The sequence below is a fragment of the Pseudarthrobacter naphthalenicus genome (genome assembly GCF_029076445.1).
GTDB lineage: Bacteria > Actinomycetota > Actinomycetes > Actinomycetales > Micrococcaceae > Arthrobacter > Arthrobacter naphthalenicus.
Genome location: NZ_JARESG010000029.1, coordinates 1 through 20,951, shown reverse-complemented (window position 1 = coordinate 20,951; position 20,951 = coordinate 1). Strand labels below are relative to the sequence as shown.

The 20,951-nt window shown below is 64.4% G+C and carries 18 protein-coding genes and 2 tRNA genes; 4 read left to right on the top strand and 16 right to left on the bottom strand.

Annotation, left to right across the window (positions count from 1 at the left end):
* Window positions 1–148: 148 nt before the first annotated feature.
* From PY310_RS19365 to PY310_RS19345, 5 genes are read right to left on the bottom strand one after another with little or no spacing between them, the layout of a single operon-like run.
* Window positions 149–1,042 (bottom strand): ABC transporter ATP-binding protein, encoded by an 894-nt coding sequence (locus PY310_RS19365; protein WP_275216174.1) that lies wholly within the window; start codon window positions 1,040–1,042, stop codon window positions 149–151.
* Window positions 1,032–1,919, bottom strand: a complete 888-nt coding sequence (locus PY310_RS19360; RefSeq protein ID WP_275216173.1) for an ABC transporter permease — start codon at window positions 1,917–1,919, stop codon at window positions 1,032–1,034. The genes PY310_RS19365 and PY310_RS19360 overlap by 11 nt, the downstream gene beginning before the upstream one ends.
* Window positions 1,916–3,661, bottom strand: a complete 1,746-nt coding sequence (locus PY310_RS19355) for a glycosyltransferase family 4 protein (RefSeq protein ID WP_275216181.1) — start codon at window positions 3,659–3,661, stop codon at window positions 1,916–1,918. Before PY310_RS19355 ends, PY310_RS19360 begins: the two co-directional genes overlap by 4 nt.
* Window positions 3,661–4,908: a glycosyltransferase family 4 protein gene (locus tag PY310_RS19350; protein ID WP_275216172.1), complete on the bottom strand. Its 1,248-nt coding sequence runs from the start codon at window positions 4,906–4,908 to the stop codon at window positions 3,661–3,663. The genes PY310_RS19355 and PY310_RS19350 overlap by 1 nt, the downstream gene beginning before the upstream one ends.
* An 8-nt stretch (window positions 4,909–4,916) precedes the next feature.
* Window positions 4,917–5,090 carry a hypothetical protein gene (locus PY310_RS19345; RefSeq protein ID WP_275216171.1) on the bottom strand — a complete coding sequence of 58 codons (174 nt, stop codon included), beginning with the start codon at window positions 5,088–5,090 and terminating at the stop codon, window positions 4,917–4,919.
* 782 nt (window positions 5,091–5,872) lie between these two features.
* Here PY310_RS19345 and PY310_RS19340 point away from each other — a divergent pair.
* On the top strand, window positions 5,873–6,382 hold the full coding sequence (locus PY310_RS19340; protein ID WP_275216170.1) for a DUF3515 family protein: 510 nt from the start codon (window positions 5,873–5,875) through the stop codon (window positions 6,380–6,382).
* Between the two features lie 5 nt (window positions 6,383–6,387).
* Here the strand turns inward: PY310_RS19340 and PY310_RS19335 are convergent, their stop codons facing one another.
* The 4 genes from PY310_RS19335 to murA are packed head-to-tail and all read right to left on the bottom strand — an operon-like array spanning window position 6,388 to window position 10,690.
* A complete protein-coding gene (locus PY310_RS19335; RefSeq protein WP_275216169.1) occupies window positions 6,388–7,536 on the bottom strand; it encodes a D-alanine--D-alanine ligase family protein in 1,149 nt (382 codons plus the stop codon).
* A 1-nt stretch (window position 7,537) separates the two neighbouring features.
* Window positions 7,538–8,590, bottom strand: coding sequence for an NAD(P)H-dependent glycerol-3-phosphate dehydrogenase (locus PY310_RS19330; protein WP_275216168.1), 1,053 nt, complete (start codon window positions 8,588–8,590; stop codon window positions 7,538–7,540).
* Window positions 8,587–9,354: a lysophospholipid acyltransferase family protein gene (locus PY310_RS19325; protein ID WP_275216167.1), complete on the bottom strand. Its 768-nt coding sequence runs from the start codon at window positions 9,352–9,354 to the stop codon at window positions 8,587–8,589. Before PY310_RS19325 ends, PY310_RS19330 begins: the two co-directional genes overlap by 4 nt.
* Window positions 9,355–9,364: 10 nt before the next feature.
* Window positions 9,365–10,690 (bottom strand): UDP-N-acetylglucosamine 1-carboxyvinyltransferase, encoded by a 1,326-nt coding sequence (gene murA, locus PY310_RS19320; protein ID WP_275216166.1) that lies wholly within the window; start codon window positions 10,688–10,690, stop codon window positions 9,365–9,367.
* A gap of 339 nt (window positions 10,691–11,029) precedes the next feature.
* Here murA and PY310_RS19315 point away from each other — a divergent pair, with 339 nt between their 5' ends.
* Complete coding sequence (locus PY310_RS19315; RefSeq protein WP_275216165.1) at window positions 11,030–12,610, top strand: hypothetical protein; 1,581 nt, start codon at window positions 11,030–11,032, stop codon at window positions 12,608–12,610.
* Window positions 12,611–12,646: 36 nt separating this feature from the next.
* Here PY310_RS19315 and leuD read toward each other — a convergent pair whose 3' ends face one another.
* Together leuD and leuC are read right to left on the bottom strand one after the other, a co-directional pair.
* Window positions 12,647–13,249, bottom strand: a complete 603-nt coding sequence (gene leuD, locus PY310_RS19310) for a 3-isopropylmalate dehydratase small subunit (protein WP_275216164.1) — start codon at window positions 13,247–13,249, stop codon at window positions 12,647–12,649.
* A 9-nt stretch (window positions 13,250–13,258) separates the two neighbouring features.
* Window positions 13,259–14,713: a 3-isopropylmalate dehydratase large subunit gene (gene leuC / locus PY310_RS19305; protein ID WP_275216163.1), complete on the bottom strand. Its 1,455-nt coding sequence runs from the start codon at window positions 14,711–14,713 to the stop codon at window positions 13,259–13,261.
* A 115-nt stretch (window positions 14,714–14,828) separates the two neighbouring features.
* Here leuC and PY310_RS19300 point away from each other — a divergent pair, with 115 nt between their 5' ends.
* A complete protein-coding gene (locus tag PY310_RS19300) occupies window positions 14,829–15,548 on the top strand; it encodes an IclR family transcriptional regulator (protein WP_275216162.1) in 720 nt (239 codons plus the stop codon).
* Between the two features lie 63 nt (window positions 15,549–15,611).
* Window positions 15,612–16,151 (top strand): DUF1697 domain-containing protein, encoded by a 540-nt coding sequence (locus tag PY310_RS19295; protein WP_275216160.1) that lies wholly within the window; start codon window positions 15,612–15,614, stop codon window positions 16,149–16,151.
* A 5-nt stretch (window positions 16,152–16,156) separates the two neighbouring features.
* On the opposite strand, the gene PY310_RS19290 is transcribed toward PY310_RS19295, so the two are convergent.
* The 5 genes from PY310_RS19290 to PY310_RS19270 form a co-directional block, all read right to left on the bottom strand.
* Window positions 16,157–17,773: a GTPase gene (locus PY310_RS19290; protein WP_275216159.1), complete on the bottom strand. Its 1,617-nt coding sequence runs from the start codon at window positions 17,771–17,773 to the stop codon at window positions 16,157–16,159.
* The gene (locus tag PY310_RS19285; RefSeq protein WP_275216180.1) at window positions 17,770–19,485 is read right to left on the bottom strand and encodes a dynamin family protein; all 1,716 of its coding nucleotides are present in this window, start codon (window positions 19,483–19,485) and stop codon (window positions 17,770–17,772) included. The genes PY310_RS19290 and PY310_RS19285 overlap by 4 nt, the downstream gene beginning before the upstream one ends.
* A 220-nt stretch (window positions 19,486–19,705) precedes the next feature.
* Window positions 19,706–19,778: transfer RNA gene (locus PY310_RS19280), tRNA-Glu, on the bottom strand.
* A gap of 144 nt (window positions 19,779–19,922) precedes the next feature.
* A tRNA-Gln gene (locus PY310_RS19275) sits at window positions 19,923–19,994 on the bottom strand.
* 469 nt (window positions 19,995–20,463) lie between these two features.
* On the bottom strand, window positions 20,464–20,799 hold the full coding sequence (locus PY310_RS19270) for a hypothetical protein (protein ID WP_275216157.1): 336 nt from the start codon (window positions 20,797–20,799) through the stop codon (window positions 20,464–20,466).
* Window positions 20,800–20,951: the final 152 nt, after the last annotated feature.

Here is a 20,951-nt window from a genome sequence, read left to right as displayed (position 1 = left end):
TGCCGGTCCATCCCCCTTCTACCCCTCGCACGTCACGGGGGGGGTGCGAATCCGCGCTCGATGGAATGTCTCCGCCGCCACTGCTTCAATTGAGGCAGGCCGCCCTGCCGCCAATGCCACAGACCTGTTCTCAGTGTGTCTAGGCCGTTCACTGGCCAGCTCCTTTTCGGCGCCCCGTGATTCGCGGCAAAACCTGTGTGGCAACCAAATTCGCCCGGGCATCGTCTTTGATGCGGGCCGCCGAAACGTTATTTCCCTTGGCGAGGTGATCCGTAAAGTTCTTGTACGCGGCAGTTGTCTCTTGCGGATCACCGTCCATGATCAGATCTCCGTGATCGAGCCAGATCACCCGTGAGCACATGTCCCTGATGGTCTCCAGGCTGTGACTCACCAAGAATACGCAGCCGGCGTTGTCTCTGAGTTCCGCCATGCGCCGGCGGCTGCGGTCAACAAACTGGGCGTCCCCGGTGTTCAAGGCCTCATCGACGAGCAGGATCTCCGGATTTACGGCGGCTGCGATGGCGAAGCGCAGACGGGATCCCATGCCCGACGAATAGGACTTCATGGGCAGATGAATGGACTTTTCCAGACCTGAGAGCTCAACAATGCTGTCGAATTTTTCCGCGATGGCGTGCCGGTCCATCCCCATGGCCAGGCAGCCCAGGACGACGTTCTGATCACCGGAGAGATCCGGCACCAGCGCTGCATTCACGCCCAGCATTATCGGGGTGCTGGACGCGTAGACGGCTCCCGCCGTCGCAGTCTCCTGCCCGCTGATGAGCTTCATCATCGTGCTCTTGCCCGAGCCGTTGCGCCCTATGATGCCTAGCGACTCCCCGCGCTCAACAACCAGGGAAAGTTCGTTAAGGGCATGTACCTTGACGGTGCTTTGATGGCCTGCCACCTTGCGGACCACCTTCCGGATGAAGGTCAGGTCACCGTCTGCGACGTGGTCCGTGGTGGGGACCGTGTAGCTCATGCGGACTGAGTCCAGAACGATGCAGGGGCTGCCATCGACGAAGACTGCTTCTTCAGCGTCCATATTTTTCTTCCCCCTGCCAGAAGAAGAACAAGCCAACCATGAGGGCGCCCAAGGCAAAAACTGCCAGCGTGGCCCATGACTGCCAGAGCGGAATGCGGTTGTACAGGACGCAGTCGCGGACGATGTTGATCACGTTGAACAGTGGGTTCAACTTCATGATGTCGAGCAGCACGGGATGCGTGATGAACCTGTCATAGGAGTAAAAGATCGCCGACCCGTACATCCAGACACGGATCACGAAGGGCAGCAAATGATTGAGGTCGTTGATCTTGGAAATGAGGCGAGCAAGGATCAGACCTACGCCTAAGTTGAAGACAGCTTGCAGGGCGACAGCGGGAACCACTAGAAGCCACAGGGGCCCAATCTTCTCGACTGGAGGCACCACTACGATAATCAGCAGCATCGCCAGGACGAGCGGGACGGCGGACAAGATTTCCCGGAGGTTGGCGCCTATCGGAAGTGCGGCGCGTGGGAAGTTGAAGGCTTGGACTATGGACTTGTTACTGCGCACCGAGCGGGCGCCGGCAGTAATCGCCCCCGAGCTGAACTGAAATAAGAAGATCCCAATGACGAGGTATCCGATGTAGTTCTTGATTCCGCCACTTGTGTTCAGCAGGAGACCAAAGATCACATAGTAGGTCAGCCCGTTGAACACTGGGTTAAGCAGCAGCCACGCACTCCCCAAACGGTCCCGCCGCGTCCCGCTCTGCACCCGGGCCCGGGCATCATAGAAGATGAACTGCCTGAAATCCCACAGCTGAACGAGATAATCTAGGAATCCGGGCCGTGCCCCCACCCGGGTCAACTCCCGCATGTCCACAGACAGGGGCTGAACAGCCGCGGGTGCCGCCAGATTCTGCTTCTCGGTAGGACTCAATGCGCTTTCTCCATCAATTTCGTATAGGCCGCTGACATGGCCGACGCATTAGCTGCCCAGGTGCGAGTTTCCAAGACTGCTCTTCGCCCTGAAGACCCCATCAGCAACTGCAACTCGGCGGAGGCCAACAGTGGTCCGAGCTTTTCTGCCAAGTCAGCCGGGTTGTCGGCGTCGGCCAACAGGCCGCTGACGCCCTCATCAACAATCTCAGCGAGGGCTGGAAGACGGCTGGCAACCACTGGACGCGCACAAGCCATGGCCTCTACTGGCTTCAAGGGCGTCACGTCCCGGGTCACAGGAAGATCTTTACGGGGCACGACGAACAAGTCTAGCGCCTGATGGTGCAGATGGGCTTTACTTCGGGGCACCCGTCCCGTAAAGATGACGCGGCCACCGAGATCCAGAGCCCTGACCTGCTCCTTCAGCGCGGGGGACGATACGCCGTCTCCCACGATCAGAAGTTTCAGTCGAGGATGGGTGGGTGCCAGCAGGGCAAAAGCACTGATGAGGTCATCGATGCCTTCATATGCCACCAGACTGCTCACGGTCCCGATGTACTGTCCTTCCGGGTCGAGACCTAATGCTGTGCGTGCCTGCGCAGCCGGGAGGGGTTCGGCCAGGAAAATGCCGCCGACGGCGTTCGGTGCCACGAGTACCCTCGTTTCCGGAACTCCGGCTGCGACAATGTTGCCTTTCATGGCCTTACCGAGCGTCACCACGAGGTCCGCGGCCAGCATGGCCTCCTTTTCGCGTTCCTGGAAAAGCCGGTAGCGTTCGCTGTTGCGGGCCTCAGGTCCCCTGGTGGCCGCCCAGGTATCGGCCAGCTGGCCACGGACCTCGTAGACCCACGGGATGTTCAGGGCCTCGGCGACAGCACGGGTGACGATCGCGTTCACATGGTGTGTAGTGGTATGCAGCACGGCCGGCCGAAAGGCCAGGGCAACGGACAGGAGCGCTTCAGCCTGCTGCTGCAGCCGCGCGTCCATGGTGGCCGCCAGCCGCGCTGGCAGCAGCCGCGCGTAGGTGACGCCATCCACCACGTCGCGTCTGCGCGCCGCCAATTTCCCCACTTGTACTGGATAACCCAGCCGTGTCACGGCGAGAGTTTCCCAGCCAGCTTCCTGCTGTGCCAGCAACACCGAGTGTGAACGTTGCGCATAGCCACTGGCCGTGTGAGGCAGGGAGTTGGTGAGAACGTGGAGCACGCGCCGGGGCAGCGGCTCATAGCGTACTGCGCCGAGTTCCGGCCGCCAGCCCTGAAGGATGTGCAGGTCAGCAGCAAGACGCCTCCCTTGCTGGCGTTCTGCGGCATTTGGGGCATTTTCCAGGATCCCGACGGCGGCCGACATTGCGCCGCTGTACCAGAACCTCCGAGCCTGCGCGGCACGGATCCGGCGCGCACCCTTGGCGAGCACCAGAAAAGCATCAGCCAGGTCCGGGCGGTCGGCAACGAGGGCAATATCTGCCAAGGCCCGCGAGTGTTCGGCAGACAACCTGCCGCGGGTCAGTGCAGCTTCCAGACGCCGAATCACGTCCGGTTGGTCGCCGCCGATCAGGCTGGCTAGCAGCACCGGTTCCCACGTGCTGTCCGGGCGGGAGCTGCGGCGCACCCGCTGCGCGACCGCCTGTACTGCCCGGGCCGGCAATCGTCGCGAAATCTGCAGCAGTAGCAGGGCAGGGTCGTCGGAAAGGTGTTGCGCCGCGGTTCCTGCTGCGAGGCGGAGGTTAGTCACAAGCTGCATCACGAACGCGGGCCGCGCCTGGCTTCGAGTAGCCCCTGAATCAGGTCCATGTATTGTGCGGCGAGCAGCGGGAAATCCGCATTCTCCTTGACCCACTGACGGCTGTCCCCGCTGCGAACCAATTTTCCACGGTCCTTGGCCAGTGACTTCCACAATCCGGCAACGGCTTGAGGGTTGCTGGGGACGATATCGCCCGCTCCGGCCTCCTCCACGATCCGGGCCGCCTCTCCCCGAACAATGGCTGTGACGTGACGCCCAACGGCCAAGACTTCGTACGTCTTCGACGGAATAGTAGTCTCAAAGGACTTCCAGTCATCCCGCAGTGACACCACACAGGTGTCCGCCGAAGCGTAGCGGTCCATGACTTCCTGGCCATGCAGCGAATCGTGAAAGGTCACAGGGGCGTTAAGCTCTCTGGCGAGCTTTTCAAGAGCGGGCCGCTGCACTCCATGGCCCACCATGTGCAGGTGCATCGAATCCCCCACCAACGCGCTCGCTTGGATAGCGACTTCGAGCCGTTGGCTTTTGCCGTGGTTTCCGAGGTACAGGGCCTCAAAAACGGGACGATGAAGTGCTGGGGGCTCAAGTACTGGGAGCGCTTCCAGCATCACCCCATTGCTGATGGTGGCAACGTTTTTTAGTCCGCGTGCTCTCAACGTCTCAGCGAATCCCTCGGTCACCGTCACCACAAGATCCGCACGCCGCTGCACAAATTCAACGATCCGCTCCGCGATGCTTTTGACGTTACCCTGCACGAGCCGCGCGTCCCGGGCCAGGTCCGGCCAGGCGTCCCGCATCTCCACCACCAAAGGAATGCGGCGTAGCCGGGCAATGGCGTAGCCAGCCCCCAGCATGGGCAGGCTAGGGGCCGTGACGACGAGTACGTCGGAGTGCCGGGTCAGCAGACCAAGCGGAACTGAAAGCAGGGCGGAGAAACACTGATCGAGAAACTTAGCCGCGTGGGAGTTTCCGTGGCGCAAGTACGGAACACGCCTTATCAGCTCCGCATATTTGCCCTTTTGGCCGCAAAAAGCGCGTCCCGCAAGCCGGCGCGGCAGTTGCCTACGTCCGTGGGGTGCGTGAGCTACCGGGGTAATGACATCAATCTGCCAGCCAGCCGTAGTCAGTTCGTTGACCAGGGCGCTCCACCGCCGCTGCGGCGGACTGCTCTCCGGCCAGTAGGAGTGAGTCAGGAGCGTGAGCCGAGGCAAGTGCGAGGCAGGGACATTCCCATTTGTTGTCTGCACTATCCGTTCTACTTCACGGACTTGGATGGAAATCGCGTCCCCTTGGACCCGAGAACGCGGAAGTACAGTGCCCCTGCGCCCAACAGGATGAGTACGGTAAGAATCTGAACGTACAGCGGGCTGTCTGCTGCCGTGGCAACCACAGCATCAAAAGACTTCGCTACCGGTCCGGGGATGCTCATGGGTGCAGCTTCGGCCCTGGCTTGAGGCACGGTGCTTGGGGACGGGGTAAGTGAGGGTTCTATCGGAACAGGTTCGGCTTCTGCCGTTACCGGGGTGGCGACATTTGCGTTCGGCGCCGAAAGGACTGCTGCGGACCTCGACGGCGTCGGCACTTGGGCGGGAGCGGCCAGCGCGGGTGCCAAGTCCGGCAGGGTGGTCGGGGCGGGTGCCGGCCCAAGATCTGTTGAAGGCACCGTGGGCACTGCGGGGTCCAGCGGCGCAGGCACCAATGCAGGGTCTGTAACTGGTCCCGGATCAGGCACAACCGGGTCCGTCACTGGTCCGGGGACCGTCACAATTGGATCCGTCACTGGACCCGGTGCCGTCACGGGGTCCGTAACGACCGGGTCCGTCACAGATGGCGACGGAGAAGGACTAACTACAGGCACGGGCGGCGTTTCCCCATCGGCATATGCAGCCGAAGTAATGCCAGCGCTGAGCAGCAGGGCGCACGCCACGGCAGCCGCCCACCGAGGGGCAATGCTTCTTTTATTTGTCACTCGATGCCCCCCAGGCTGCCTACGTTACACACTGATGCTAGTACCACCGGAATCCCCAGATGGGACGCCATTTATTGTTGTACGAGGAAGGTCCAGTCATTGGACTTCACCTCAGTTTACTGTACTTACGATCGGAACCGTGTGCGCCAAGGCTGAACGAACCGGTCAGTCCCCGCACCGCATCGTTTCCTGGGCTCCTCTGCGGCTCAGATCATGCTGCCACTTCCCGCTAGGCTGGACAGATGCAGCACCCCAGATCCTCCGCAACCCTCCGCGCCGCCTGTTCCCTTTTCGCGGTGACTCTTTCGGTCCTCGCTCTCACCGCCTGCTCCCCCGCCGTGGACGTGGCCCCTGCCGCCGACGCGGCCAACCCTGCCTGCGCGCCCATGATGGTGGCCCTGCCGGACGCCATCGGCGACGCGAAACTGCGGAAGACCAACAGCCAGGCCACCGCGGCCTGGGGGGACCCCTCGCAGGTGATCCTGCGCTGCGGGGTGAACGTTCCGGGGCCCACGACGGACCGCTGCGTGAGCGTCAACGGCGTTGACTGGGTCATCAGGGAAGCGGACTCCGCCTGGACGCTGACCACTTTCGGCCGTAAGCCGGCCACCGAGATCCTCCTCACCAAGGATCAGGAGACCATCAGTTCCGCCACGGTCCTTGCTGATCTCTCCGGGGCTGCGGCTAAGATTCCGGCCACCGGGAACTGCGTGGGCCAGGAAGACCTGCAGAACCTGCCCACGAGCAAGTAGGCCTGCTACCGCAGTCCGGTCTTCCGGTTGAGCGCCAGGTAGATCAGCTCGTCAATGAGGTCCGCGTAGCCAAGGCCGGACGCTGCCCACATCTGCGGGTACATGCTCTTGGGCGTGAACCCCGGCATGGTGTTAATCTCGTTGATGATCAGTTCACCCTCTGGGGTGTAGAAGAAATCAACCCGGCTCAGCCCTTCCGCACCGACGGCGTCAAACGCCACCGCCGCCAGCTCCCGCACCCTGGCGATTGCTTCCTCCGGGATATCGGCCGGGCAGCTGAGTGAAGCGGCGTCGTCCTCAACATATTTGGCGTTGAAATCATAGAAATCATGGCCGCCCCCTGCCACGGAGATCTCCCCCGGCATGGAGGTGCGCGGCGCCGCGGTTCCGCGCCCTTCGAGGACGGCACACTCGATTTCGCGTCCCACGATGCCGGCTTCAATGACCAGCTTGCGGTCGTGGCGCCGGGCTTCCTCGACGGCGGCATCAAGTTCCTCCAGCGAATCCACCTTGGAGATACCCATGGAGGATCCGGCCCTGGCAGGCTTGACGAACACCGGGAAGCCGAGCCGGTCCACCTGCTTGCGGACGGCCTCGGCGTCGTTGAGCCACTGACGGTCCGTGACCGCCACATACGGGCCCACCCGCAGTCCGGCAGCCTCGAAAACAACCTTCATGTAGTGCTTGTCCATGCCCACCGCGGATGCGAGCACGCCGGCGCCCACGTAGCGGGTGTCAGAGAGTTCGAGGAGCCCTTGAATGGTGCCGTCCTCCCCGAACGGGCCGTGCAGCAGCGGGAACACCACATCAACGGTGCCCAGTTCGCGGGGAACCGTGTCCGGCGAGGCCACAATCAGCTGGTGCTCCCCGCCGATCTCGGCGAGGGTCACGGTTTCGGACGACGCCGGGACCTCGGGCAGTGATGCCGCGGACAGCGACCACTGGGCAGTGTCCGCGGCTGCCAGGACCCATTGCCCGGACTTGGCGATGCCGATCGGTATGACGTCGTACTTGTCTTTGTTGATGGCGCCCAGCACGCCGGCAGCCGTCACGCAGCTGACCGCATGCTCGCTGGAACGGCCGCCAAAAAGCACCGCCACCCGTGGTTTCGACCGGCGCGCGGGTTCCGCTGCGGCCAGGTTGTGCTCAGACATCTTAGTAATCGCCTTCAGGTTTCAGGTCCCGGGACAGCAGCAGCGGTCCCAGTTGGTCAACGGAAAGTTTGCCAGCGAGGACGGCGACGACGGCGGCGGTAATGGGCATTTCCACGCCCAGTTTCCCTGCGAGATCGTGCACGGCCTGGCCTGATTTTATGCCTTCGGCCGTCTGTGTCATCTTCAGCGCAAGCTCATCCAGGGTCAGGCCCTGACCCAGCAGCCTGCCGGCCGTATGGTTACGCGACAATGATGAGGAGCAGGTTGCCACCAGGTCCCCCAGGCCGGCGAGTCCGGCCATGGTCCGGGCTTCCCCGCCAAGGGCAAGGGCCAGCCTTGACGTTTCGGCCAGGCCCCGCGTGATGACGGAAGCCTTGGTGTTGTCACCCATCTGTTTGCCCTCGCAAATGCCGACGGCCAGGGCGATGACGTTCTTGACGATTCCGCCGATCTCCACACCCACCACGTCCCCGGTGGTGTAGGGGCGGAAGTAGGGGGCGGTGCAGCTTCTGGCAATCCAGCCCGCTGTCGCCTCGTCGCTGCACGCCACCACGGAAGCCGTCGGTTCTTCACGGGCAATCTCCATGGCGAGGTTCGGGCCCGAAACCACCGCGATGCGGTGGTCAGGAATCCCCAGTTCCTCGCCGATGACCTGGCTCATGCGTGCATCGGTGCCCAGTTCCAGGCCCTTCATCAGGGACACCACCACAGCATCCGGGGCAATCAGGGCCTTCCACTCGCGGAGCTGGAGGCGCAGCGACTGTGCGGGCACTGCCAGGACCACCAGGTCCGCACCGGCTAATACGTGCCGCACCTCCGTGGACGCAGTGATGCTGCCGGGCAGCACGGTGTCCTTCAGGTACTGCTCGTTGCGGTGGACCGCATTGATCTGCTCCACCACTTCGCTACGCCGGCCCCACAGCCGGATGCTGCGTTCCACACCAGCGGCCGTGGCAGCGTCGGCAAGGATCTTCGCGAACGTGGTTCCCCAGGAACCGGCGCCCAGCACGGCAACGGAGCGGGCCGAGCCCGGGCGGCTTCGTTCAGCGGTCACGTTGCGTCCGCTGCGTCGTCAGGGCGTCCCCGGTCAACAAAGCGGCCATGCGAAGCCTGGTTGTGTTTGGAGGGGTCCCACCGCTCGGTGGGAGGTGTTTCGCCCCGGATGTCGGCAAGCAGCTCCGTCACGGCGTCCATGATGGCCTCGGTCGCGGCGGTGAGGGTTGCCTTGTCCAGCGGTTTGCCTGCAAACGGACTAAGGTCAACGGGTTTGCCTACCACTACCCGTGACGTCTTACGCGGGAAAAGGTGGAAACTCTTGGAATAGCGCGGGAAAACCTCGTGGGCGCCCCAATGCGCGATGGGCACTACGGGGATTCCACCTTCGAGGGCGAGGCGTGCTGCTCCGGTGTGGCCCTTCATCGGCCACAGCTCCGGATCACGCGTCAGGGTGCCCTCGGGGTAGATGATGATGGCCCCGCCGTCAGCCACGATCTCCTGGGCGAGCTGCAACGAGCGGTTTGCACCCGCCGTCGAGCGTTCCACCGGAATCTGGCGGGTGGCCCGGAGGACAGCGCCCAGAACCGGAACCTTGAAGAGCCCTGCCTTGGCGAGGAAGTGAGGGGCACGTTTCTGGTTGTACAGGAGGTGGCCCACAATGAGCGGATCGATTTCCGTGCAGTGGTTGGGCGCGGCAATAAAACCGCCTTCCGGAAGGTTTTCCAGGCCTTCCCACTTCTTGTTCATCATGCCGTTGAGCACGGTCCGCACGATGCCGGCCACCACAACAAACGTGGCCCGGCTCTTGGCCGTTTCCTTCATGTTCCCCCCGTTACTTCGTCGAGGTGATGTCGAAGTCCGCGCCGAGTCCGGCGAGCTTCTCAGTGAAACGCTCGTAGCCCCGGTTAATAATGTCGATGCCGGTCACACGGGACGTGCCGGTGGCAGCAAGCGCGGCAATGAGGTGGCTGAAACCGCCGCGAAGGTCCGGGACATCAATGTCGGTGCCCTTGAGCTGTGTGGGACCTGAGATAACGGCGGAGTGGAGGAAGTTCCGCTGCCCGAAACGGCACGGCACGCTGCCCAGGCACTCGCGGTGCACCTGGATGCTGGCGCCCATCCGAATGAGGGCGTCAGTGAAACCGAACCTGTTTTCGTAGACCGTCTCATGAACGATCGACACGCCCTCCGCCTGGGTCAGTGCCACCACCAGGGGCTGTTGCCAGTCAGTCATGAAGCCGGGGTGCACATCAGTCTCGAGGACCAGCGGGTTGAGCTTGCCCCCCTTGTGGTAGAAGCGGATACCGTCCTCGCCGATATCCATGCCGCCGCCCACCTTGCGGTAGGTGTTCAGGAACGTCATCATGTCCCGCTGGGAGGCGCCTTCGACGAAGATGTCGCCCTTGGTAACCAGTGCGGCGGAAGCCCATGACGCCGATTCGTTGCGGTCCGAGAGTGCGCGGTGGTTGTAGCCGCCCAGGTCCCTGACGCCTTCGATGCGGATGGTGCGGTCAGTCTGGACGCTGATGATGGCGCCCATCTTCTGCAGCACGGCGATGAGGTCGATGATCTCGGGCTCCGTGGCGGCGCCGGAAAGTTCGGTGATGCCTTCGGCGCGCGTGGCGCTGAGCAGCACCTGCTCGGTGGCTCCCACTGACGGATACGGCAGCGAGATTTTGGCTCCCTGCAGCCCGCGCGGCGCGGAGATGTGGATGCCGCCTGGCCGCTTTTCAACCACGGCGCCAAACTGGCGCAGCACGTTGAGGTGGTAGTCGATGGGCCGGTCGCCAATCTTGCAGCCGCCCAGGTCGGGGATGAAGGCCTCCCCGATCGCGTGGATGAGGGGTCCGCAGAGCAGGATGGGAATCCGCGAATCGCCGGCATGGGCGTCAATCGCGGTGCTCGGCGCGGTCTTGGCTGCCTTGGGATCCAGGGTGAGGTCACCGCTGACGGGATCCTTGACGACGGTTACCCCGTGCAGCTGCAGCAGGGACGTGACAACTTCGACGTCCTTGATCTCCGGAACGTTCCGCAATACCGAGGGTTCGTTGCCCAGCAAGGCTGCCACCATCGCTTTGGGAACAAGATTCTTGGCCCCACGGACGTTGACGCGGCCTGTAAGCGGGACTCCGCCGCGGATTGTCAGAACACTACTCATATACCGGTTTCCTTACGATTGCTCGCCCTCAAACACTTGCAAAGGCTCCAGCTAAGCATAGGAGGTCACGTTACCGAACCGAAATACGGCATGCCAGGCTCGTGGGTTGCGGCCGCCGCTGCATGCCCGCAACCGGGGCGAGTATCAGGGCCGAAAATATGAGTAGCCGTTACCCGTTTCCAAGTGTTGCTATGCCCCTGGGCGGGAGACCATCCTGTCCATATGGCCCACGGTTTCAACCCAGAGCGCCAGGTATCGCCTGTAAAGCAGCCAGCAGGGACGCGCCGCAGATTTAGTCCTCATCGCGCTTACAGCGCGTCCTTGTTGGTGGTGGCTATCATGACTCTCCTTGCGGCGTTCCTCACACCGGCGGACGCCGCGCCCTTCACCACCCCGGCCCCTGCCTTTCCCATTAGCGGATACTTCATCCGTGCCGGCGGCAGCAATGCCCTGAATGCAGACAAATTGGATCGCATCAAGTCCGCCGGGGGCGATTCCGTCATCACCCCCGGAACCAGGCTCAAGCCGGCTGGCTGGGCCGAACTTCCAGCGGACTGCAAGATCGGCTCGGTGAACTGCGGCCAGGCGGCCACGCTCGGAGTGCGGGTGAACAGAGTATTTACATATTCCGACGGGAACCAGTGGGGCAAAAAAGCCCTGGCATGCCCCCGGGACCAAAGCATCGCCGCCAACGGCAAATTGTTCACCATTCTGGTTGTTCCGGCCAGCGGAAGCGGCTGTGACTCGTCAGACAACAGCTATGACGTCATTGTGATCAGCGGCGGGACAACCAAAGCCGCCAGCGCAACTGTTTCATTGGCCAAGGCGGCAACCAAACGGAAGATGAGACTCTATGCAGGTTTGCCGATCCCGGTGATGCGGAACGACGTGCCGTACCTGCCTGACCTCAGCTACCAAAACACCTTTGCGCAATTTACGGACAGATATCTGAGGTATCAGAAGTCCGTCAGCAACGTAGCCGGCCTGGCCGGGTTCTACCTCGCCGTTGAGATGCCGCTGAGCGCCGGATTCGACTCTGTCCTGACCACCTACCGCATCCAGAACGAAGCAATCCACCGCATCATGCCGACCCGGGCCGCGGTTGTCAGCCCGTACTTGGATGCCCGGGTAGCTGCCGGAGGCAGGACACCTCTTGCCGGCGTCGCCGACGCCGTTCGCATCATCGCCCTGACGGCCAGCGGAGTGAACCTCAGCATCGCGGTCCAGGACGGCATGGGGACCGGCAAAGGCGGCGCCTACTTCGGCAATGAGGAGGGGACTGCGGTGGATGCACCGGCATCGACGATCGTCGGTGAGGGCACATGGGGCACTAAGTACCTCGCCTCCACACGCGACTACTTCCAGGCCGCAGCGGCCGGAGTCGCCGGTACGACAGCCACCTTGTGGGCCAATGTTGAGGGCATGGCACCGGCCACAGGGTCCAACGCATGCGATACGAATCTGCGCGGCCAAACCACCCTGGCGCGCCTGCACCGGCAACTGCAGCAAGTGGGAAACGCGCCACAGAAGCTCATTTCCTTCATGTGGGACACGTACTACACCTGCGTTGGCACGGGGACTCCGCTGGAGCAGCAGCTCCGCTCAGGCAAAGCCACGCCCGTGATCACCGACAGCACGTTCACTGCCGGCACGGGCGCCGTGGCCATCACCGGGTACAACCTCTATGGCGCCAAAGTCGAGGTGAACTGGACCGACGCCGCAGGGCAGAAGCTGAGCAAGGTGGTGGCCACGGACTACTTTGACGGCTCCTTCGGCGCGCGGCGGGGGCAGAACCCCCGGTTGCAGACGGTGATGGCGAACGTGGGAGAAACGAACCTCAGCACGGACGGCTACTACACAATCAGCGTTACCAACGCGTGGGGCGCCGTCAGCGACGCCGACTACGCGAAGCACAACTAGCCAGGGCTTCACGGTGCCCCTGCACGAAGAAGTGCCCTAGGAAAGTCGTGCCGGCAGCGTGGTCGGTTTGAACGCAGGACGGGTCGCCTCGTAGGCGGTGATGTCCTCTTCGTGCTGGAGCGTCAGCCCAATGTCATCCAGGCCCTCGAGGAGCCGCCAGCGGGTGTAGTCGTCAATCTCGAACGGGGCCACGATGGTGCCGCAGCTCACAGTTTTCGAGACCAGATCAACGGTCACCTCGGTGCCGGGGGCGTTTTCCAGCTCTTTCCAGATCAGCTCGATGTCATCCTGGGCCAGCTCGGCGGCCAACAGGCCCTGCTTGCCGGAGTTGCCGCGGAAGATGTCGGCGAAACGGGACGAGAGGACCGTTTTGAAGCCGTAGTCCTTCAGGGCCCAGACGGCGTGCTCGCGGGAGGAGCCGGTGCCGAAGTCCGGCCCTGCCACCAGAACGGAGCCTGCGTTGTAGGGGGCCTGGTTGAGGATGAAGGCCGGATCTTTGCGCCAGGCGGAGAAGAGCGCGTCTTCAAAGCCGGTGCGGGTGATCCGCTTCAGGTACACGGCCGGGATGATCTGGTCCGTGTCAACGTTGCTTTGGCGCAGCGGGACGCCGATGCCGGTGTGGGTGGTGAACTTTTCCATGGCGGGCTCCTAGGCGGCGTCGGTGCGGGTGGCGGCGGATGCGGGGGCCGGGTCAAGGTCCGACGGCGAGCTCAGCGTTCCGCGGATGGCGGTGGCGGCTGCCACCACCGGCGAGACCAGGTGCGTGCGTCCGCCCTTGCCCTGCCGGCCTTCGAAGTTACGGTTCGAGGTTGAGGCGCAGCGCTCCCCCACCTCCAACTGGTCCGGGTTCATGCCCAGGCACATGGAGCAGCCTGCGAAGCGCCACTCGGCACCGAAGTCCTTGAACACCTTGTCCAGGCCTTCGGCCTCGGCCTCGAGCCGCACGCGTGCCGAACCGGGAACCACCAGCATGCGGATGTTGGGGTCCTTCTCGCGTCCGCGGATGATGTCCGCTGCGGCCCGGAGGTCCTCCATGCGGGAGTTGGTGCAGGAACCCAGGAAGACGGTGTCCACCCGGATGTCCTTCATGGGGGTGCCGGCGGTCAGGCCCATGTACTGCAAGGCGCGCTCGGCGGCCGCCTTGGCGTTCTCGTCGCCGAAATCCTCCGGCGAGGGCACTGAAGCTGAAAGCGAAACGCCCTGGCCGGGGTTGGTGCCCCAGGTGACGAACGGCTCCAGGGTGTCCGCATCCAGGTCAACCTCGGCGTCAAACGTGGCGTCGTCGTCGGTACGCAGGGTGTTCCAGTACTCGACGGCGGCATCCCAGTCCGCTCCCTGGGGAGCGTGCGGGCGGCCGAACATGTAGTCGTAGGTGGTTTGGTCCGGGGCGACCAGGCCCGCGCGGGCACCGGCCTCGATGGACATGTTGCAGATGGTCATCCGCGCTTCCATGGACAGGGCGCGGATCGCGGAGCCGCGGTATTCCAGGACATAGCCCTGGCCCCCGCCGGTGCCGATCTTGGCGATGACCGCAAGGATGATGTCCTTGGCCGTGACGCCCGGACGCAGGGTGCCCTCAACGTTGATGGCCATGGTCTTGAACGGCTTCAGCGAAAGCGTCTGGGTGGCCATGACGTGTTCCACCTCGGACGTGCCGATGCCCATGGCCAGCGCGCCGAATGCCCCGTGCGTGGAGGTGTGCGAGTCGCCGCAGACCACTGTCATGCCCGGCTGGGTGAGGCCCAGCTGGGGGCCGACAACGTGCACAATGCCCTGCTCGGCGTCCCCGAGCGAATGCAGCCGGACACCGAATTCCGCGCAGTTGTTGCGCAGGGTCTGGATCTGGGTGCGGCTGGTGAGATCGGCGATGGGCTTGTCGATGTCCAGCGTGGGGGTGTTGTGGTCCTCGGTGGCGATGGTGAGATCCGGGCGGCGCAGCTTGCGGCCGGCGAGGCGGAGGCCTTCGAAGGCCTGCGGGGATGTCACTTCGTGGACGAGGTGGAGATCGATGAAGAGAAGGTCGGGCTGGGCGTTGGCTCCCTCGCCGTCGCCTTTGCGCACCACGTGTGCGTCCCAGACTTTCTCGGCCAGTGTTTTTGCCACGGCCAGCTCCCTTCACTGCATGTTTTGGCTGTTAAGCTCCACTGAACCAGCAGCGGTGTGCAATATGCCACTCAAAAGATTTGCATCTCAGATAATGAGACGGCAATATCATTACATGGACAATTCTAGCGGCGTCGGTGTCATTGATAAAGCGGCCCATGTTTTGGACGCATTGGAGGCCGGGCCCACCACCCTGGCACAGCTGGTGGCCGCCACAGGACTGGCGCGGCCCACCGTTCATCGGCTTGCCCTGGCGCTGATCCACCACCGTCTGGTCGCCCGGGACATCCAGGGCAGGTTTGTCCTGGGCAGCCGCCTGGTCGAGCTGGCTTCCGCCGCGGGCGAGGACCGGCTCATTGCCTCGGCCGGGCCCATCCTGATGCAGCTGCGGGACGCCACCGGCGAGAGCTCGCAGATCTTCCGCCGCCAGGGCGAATGGCGCGTGTGCGTCGCCTCTGCGGAGCGGCCCATCGGCCTGCGGGACACCATTCCTGTCGGTACCCAGCTGTCCATGAAGGCCGGCTCCGCCGCCCAGGTCCTGCTGGCCTGGGAAGATCATGACCGGCTGCTTGAAGGCCTGCAGTCAGCACGCTTCACGCCCACCGTTCTGGCAGGCGTACGACGCCGCGGCTGGGGACAGAGCCTCGGCGAACGCGAGCCGGGGGTCGCCTCCGTCTCAGCCCCCGTGCGGGGCCCGTCCGGCCGCGTCATCGCCGCCGTCTCCATCTCAGGGCCGATCGAACGCCTGACCCGGCAGCCTGGCCGGCTTCACGCCGAGGTGGTCTGCAATGCCGGCCGGCTCCTGACCGAGGCGCTGCGGAAAAACAACGACTGACGCGCTGACGCGCCATCCCCGCTGGCCGCCTCGCCACCGCCATGCCTTGGCTAAGCTGTCCGCATGAACAGCTACGCAGTCTTTCTCCGGGGCGTCAATGTTGGCGGAATCAACATCAAGATGGCGGACCTGAAGGACGCGCTGGCGTCCGCCGGGTTCACGGGCGTTAAGACCCTCCTGGCCAGCGGCAATGTAGTGCTCGCCAGCCCGGATACGCCGTCCGCCGTCAAAGAGCAGGTTGAAAAATGCCTGCGCGAAACTTTCGGTTATGACGCGTGGGTGGTTGTCCTCACCGCACAACGCGTGGCCGAACTGGTGGCTTCCTGCCCCTATCCGGAAGACGACAAGGCCACCCACACGTACATCACGCTCTCCTCCGACACGGCCAGGCTCGATGAGCTTGACGTCGCCGGCGCAGCGCTGGACGGAACCGAACAGAAGCGGCTCGGCCCGGAGGCGCTGGCCTGGCTCGCGCCGGTCGGCGGGACGCTGGACAGCCCTTTCAGCAAGATCTCCGCCAAGGCGAAGTTCAAGTCAAGCACCACGACGCGCAACCTGCGCACCCTGATCAAGGTCCGGGACGCCGCGGCCGCCTTGGCGTAAGCGCTCTACGCTCCGCCCGCCGCCTTCAGTGCACTATTGAAGGAACTGAGCCGGCTCACCTCGATTTCCACCGGCTCCACCACCAGGTCCCCCGCCACCTTGCCGACGGCCGCCCGGAGCCGCTTCCTTGCCTTGGCCGCCCGTGACCTTGCCGCTCCGGCGCTTATGACTTTCCCGGTGAGGGCCAGGAAGATCCCCAGCGCCACGCCCCCGGCGATCATCAGGGTGGGAAGGGGCCAGCCCTCCACCCGCGGCACGTCCGGCACGGGCAGCTGAAAGTACGCGAGTCCGGCCAGCACGCCGAGCCAGCCCAGCCCGCCAACCACTACGGCCAGCGCAAGCCACTGGACCACGTTGAACACTCCCCACCACCAGGATTTCCGGAAGGTCATCAGGTCCGTCCCGGCGATGGCCTGGTCCAGGGCGTCGGGCAGCGCATCCCGTCCTTCACGGGCCGCGCCGCGGATGGCCGCCCGCCACGGACCCGGCGCGCCCTCGCTGGCGGCGTCCGCGAACTCGCGGACAGCCGCATCGGTCCGGGCGCGCTCCGGGGCGCCGGCGGGCGGGAGCGAGGTGCGGTTGAGCTGGGACGGCGCGGAGCTCTTCAGGTTAAGCCGGCGCAGCGGATCGGCCCTGAAGCGCAACAGCCACCGTGTGACGGGCCACCCGGTCCGGCGCGTCGATTCCATCCTGTAGGACGTGGCGACAGCGTCCACCACCAATGGCACGTTCGCTGCCGTGGCCAGCTCCTCCGTGAGCCGCGCTGTTGACGCCTTTCTGACGCCCGCCGCCTCGCCGGTACCTGAAACCTCAGTGAGCTGCCGGGATGCCCGTGAGACATCCGCAGCGAGCCGTTGTGAGAGAGCCTGCCGCCGCAGCACCACGCCGCGGATGGCGTTCCGGACCCTGTCCACGCCTTTACCCGTCAGTGCGGAGGCACCCAGCACCTGCACCGTGCCCAGCCCGTCGCGCGCAAGGATCCCTTTGAGCGACTCCAGCACCGGCTCGACGTCGCGTTCGGGCAGCCTGTCAATCTGGTTCAGCACCACCAGGGTCACGGCGCCGTGGGCAGCCATCGGTGCGAGGAAGTCGTTATGCACGGCCGCGTCAGCGTACTTCTGCGGATCCAGCACCCAGACCAGGACGTCAACCAGGCCCACCATGCGCTCCACAATGGCGCGGTTGGCCGCCCGGGTGGAATCGAAGTCGGGAAGGTCCAGCAGGATCAGCCCTGTGCCCTCGTCCGCGAACCCCGCAACGGGATCGGCGTGGTGCCGGTTGCGCACCTCCAGCCAGTCCAGCAGGGGCTCGCTGCCGTCCGCTCCCCAGACACCTGCCAAAGGTTCCGACGTGGTCGGACGGCGGGCCGCCGCCGTCGCGATTTCTGCCCCGCTGACTGCGTTGAACAGCGATGACTTCCCGCTGCCGGTCGCACCGAAGAAGCCCACCACAGTGTGCTCGGCCGAGAGTGAACGCCGCGAGCCGGCACGGTCAAGGAGCCGGCGCACCTCATCCAGGGAGGCATCCGGCAGGACCCCGTCCCCCAACTCCCGCGCGTCCTTGAGGGCCGCGAGCCTGCGGTCCAGCTCCGAGGCTTCCCGGGCGGCGCCGTGGCGGCTCATGGACATTCCGCCAGCCGGGCGAGGGCGGCCGCATGGTCCGCCAGAACGTGTGCAGCGTCCGCACCGGGCGCAGGGAGCCGGTCGAGGAACTTCTGCTGCTCCGCCTGCAGCAACCGCTGGCAGCGGGCGTGGAGGTCGTTCCTCGCCGTCTGGGCGAGCCTGCGGACGGCGTCCTCGCCGAAGACGGCTTCAAGCAGCCGTTGTCCCACCACGGCGGTGCCGCCGGCCACGCCGATTTCCAGCCCGGTGAGGCCGGCCGTCATGGAAAACACCACGATCATCAGCGCGGCGCCGAGCCCGTTCACCCCGAACGAGAGCCACCGGGCCTGAGTGCGCTTCTCCTGTCCCTCCGTACGGATCAGTTCCATCAGCCCGGACTGCCAGGCCCTGATCTCGGCAGCGGTCACGTCGGCGAACCCTGGGCTGGTGCCGGACAGGTCGTCGGTACCGAGCAGCGCCCGGCCGGCGGGGTCCGAGCGCCAGCGCTGGTCCGTGTCTTCGCCGGCGTTGGCCGCTTCATCCAGGATGACGGCCTGCAGTCCTGTCTCGATGGCCACCTCCACCCGCACGGCCGGCGGTGGCTCGCCCCGGAAGAATGCGCCTAACCGGTCCCGCAGCCGGCCAACGTTCTGTTCCAGGGTCCGGAAGAACTCGCCCGTCCCAACAAAGTCCTGCCAGCGCGCCAGCACCTCGCCGCGAAGCAGCGCACCGTCCTTCGTGGCATTAAGGATCCTGTCCACAGCGTCGCGGTACGCGGCCTCCGCATCGGCCCGGAGCGACGCCGCGGCACGCTCCTGGCCCTGCACGGCCTCGGCCACACCAGCGACCCGCCCGGCCAGGGCCTTCACCGTGCCGTTGAGAGTCCGGCGGGCAATCTCCGAACGTCCCGCCGCATCGGCCGCAAGGTCCCGCAGCCAGAGCTGCAGCGGCTGTACGGTCTCCGCCGGCAGCATGCCCAGCCCGTTCAGGTCAGTCTCCGGCACCACGAACAGCCTGGCGGCCCCGAGCCCTTCCTTCTGCAGCAGCCCGCGGAGATCGGCGCTGACTTCGGCCTCGGCCCCGGCCGGCACCCGGTCCAGCACCACGGCAACCATGATGTCCCTCGAGGACGCGTCCAGCAGCAGCTTCCAGGGGACTGCGTCCGCGTAGCGGTTGGCTGTGGTGACAAAGACCCACAGGTCCGCGGCGGCCAGCAGCTGGCCGGCCAGCCGGCGGTTGTCATCGGAGATGGAATCGACGTCGGGAGCATCGAGCAGCGCGATCCCCTGCGGCACCGCCGGGTCGGCCACGAGCACCAGGGAGGAGATGGCCTCCGCATCCGGTGTTGCGCCAGCCCGGCTGGCCGGGAGGGGTTCAGGCGATACGGTGCCCCGGATCCGGCTGAGAGTGGGCAGGACGCGTTGGCCTTCGAACCAGCCCGCATCTGCGGGATGGTGCAACAGGATGGGCTGGCGCGTGGTGGGCCTGATGGCACCGGACCGGGTGACAGGGTGTCCCACCAGGGCGTTCACCAGTGTTGACTTGCCGGCGCCGGTGGAACCTCCGACGACGGCGAGCAGCGGGGCGTCCAGGCTGCGGTACCGCGGGAGGATGTAGTCATCGAGCTGGGCAACCGCGTTCCGGACCTCTGTGCGGGCCTGCCCCGCCTCAGGCAGCGCCAGGGGCAGCGACACGGCTGCCAGGTCCTCCCGCACGGCTTCGAGCAGTTCCACGGCGGCGGCCGCGGCCTGGCCCGCTGGGCGGCCTGGCTGGTCCGGCTGGCGCGCAGGTTGGCCGCGTGGTGCGCGGGACGGGAGCGGTGGCGGCTGAGGTGGCGAACCGTCGGAGGAGGTCACCACCTCATCATGCCAGTTCAGAGGACCTCAAGCCGGGACAGGGCGCAGCGAACAAATAAAAAACGGCCCCGGGCTGATGCCCGGGACCGTCATTCTGTGACCCCAGCGGGATTCGAACCCGCGTTACCGCCGTGAGAGGGCAGCGTACTAGGCCGCTATACGATGGGGCCGCGTACTTCCAGGAAGCTGACGCTTCCAACCAGCTTTTGGCCGGCGCGCTCAGTGATTATGTCATACACTCAGCACGAGTTTCAAATCGTAAACCACTCTGAAACTCCTGATTCATCAGCAATATTTCAGCGTCTAAACCAGAGCTGGGATACCAGGACTCGAACCTAGAATGACGGTACCAGAAACCGTAGTGTTGCCAATTACACCATATCCCAATGATACTTTCGGGCCGGAGTTTTAGGCTTCAACCTGCGCTCCGTGCGCCTCAGCACGAGAAATTACTCTACCCGAGACTTGTGGATGGCACAAATCGGCCCCGAAACCAGGAGCGCCAAAGGCGTTGTAGGCCTCTGAACAGCGGCTCACTACAGTTGTCATGACCCGGTTGTTAACCAATTACTCGGCCCATAGCCCCTGCGACGGGTCAGGTAACAGTTTGCCTTCACTGCCTTGGACCAGATCGGGATACTGACTGGTAACACGAGGAGCGCTGGGCGTTGCCCTGCTCCCTGGAAGAGGCCGAACGCGAAGCCTCTGCGCAACGGGGTGAAGCTTTGCGCAACAACTCCCGGCTCAGGAAACACCAACGGCCCTTCAGTAATCTATCGACGTTGTCCCGCACATAGGTCAGCAAGATCATGGTGGGCGACGTGCCGCCAGAACTTCGGGCACCGCAGTTGTTGATTAGGCGATCACTGCGAGCTTCACGAGAACACCACTGGAGTCTCTTATTCCCACGAAGCCTGTGATGGGCGCGTCCGCACTAGCAGTCTTGGTACCGAACCGGACATAGCCGTCGTTGCCTGGCAACAGATACAGATCAACGTTCGACGAGCCCGGATTTGTCACCTGTAGTCTCGGCACACCGTCTGAGACATTCGTGCTCAGGGTTGGGCCAGTCCCGGCACCGTTACCCGACTGGATGGTGTCGAACAGCGCAGCTTCCTCGGCTACTACACCGGACGAATACTTGTCAGTGTCCAGCCCCACTACGGTGCAGCCCGTCGCAGTCACGAGCACCCCGTGCTTAGTACCGCTGACGACGTAGTGGTCTGTCTCAGTTTTGTTTGATGGTCTCGAGGGCGACGCGGCCGCGGGCTACTTTCTTAAGGATTGAGTCTGCGGTCGCGGTCCATACCAGGGGCTTGGGTTCGGTGTTGTGGGCGGCGAGG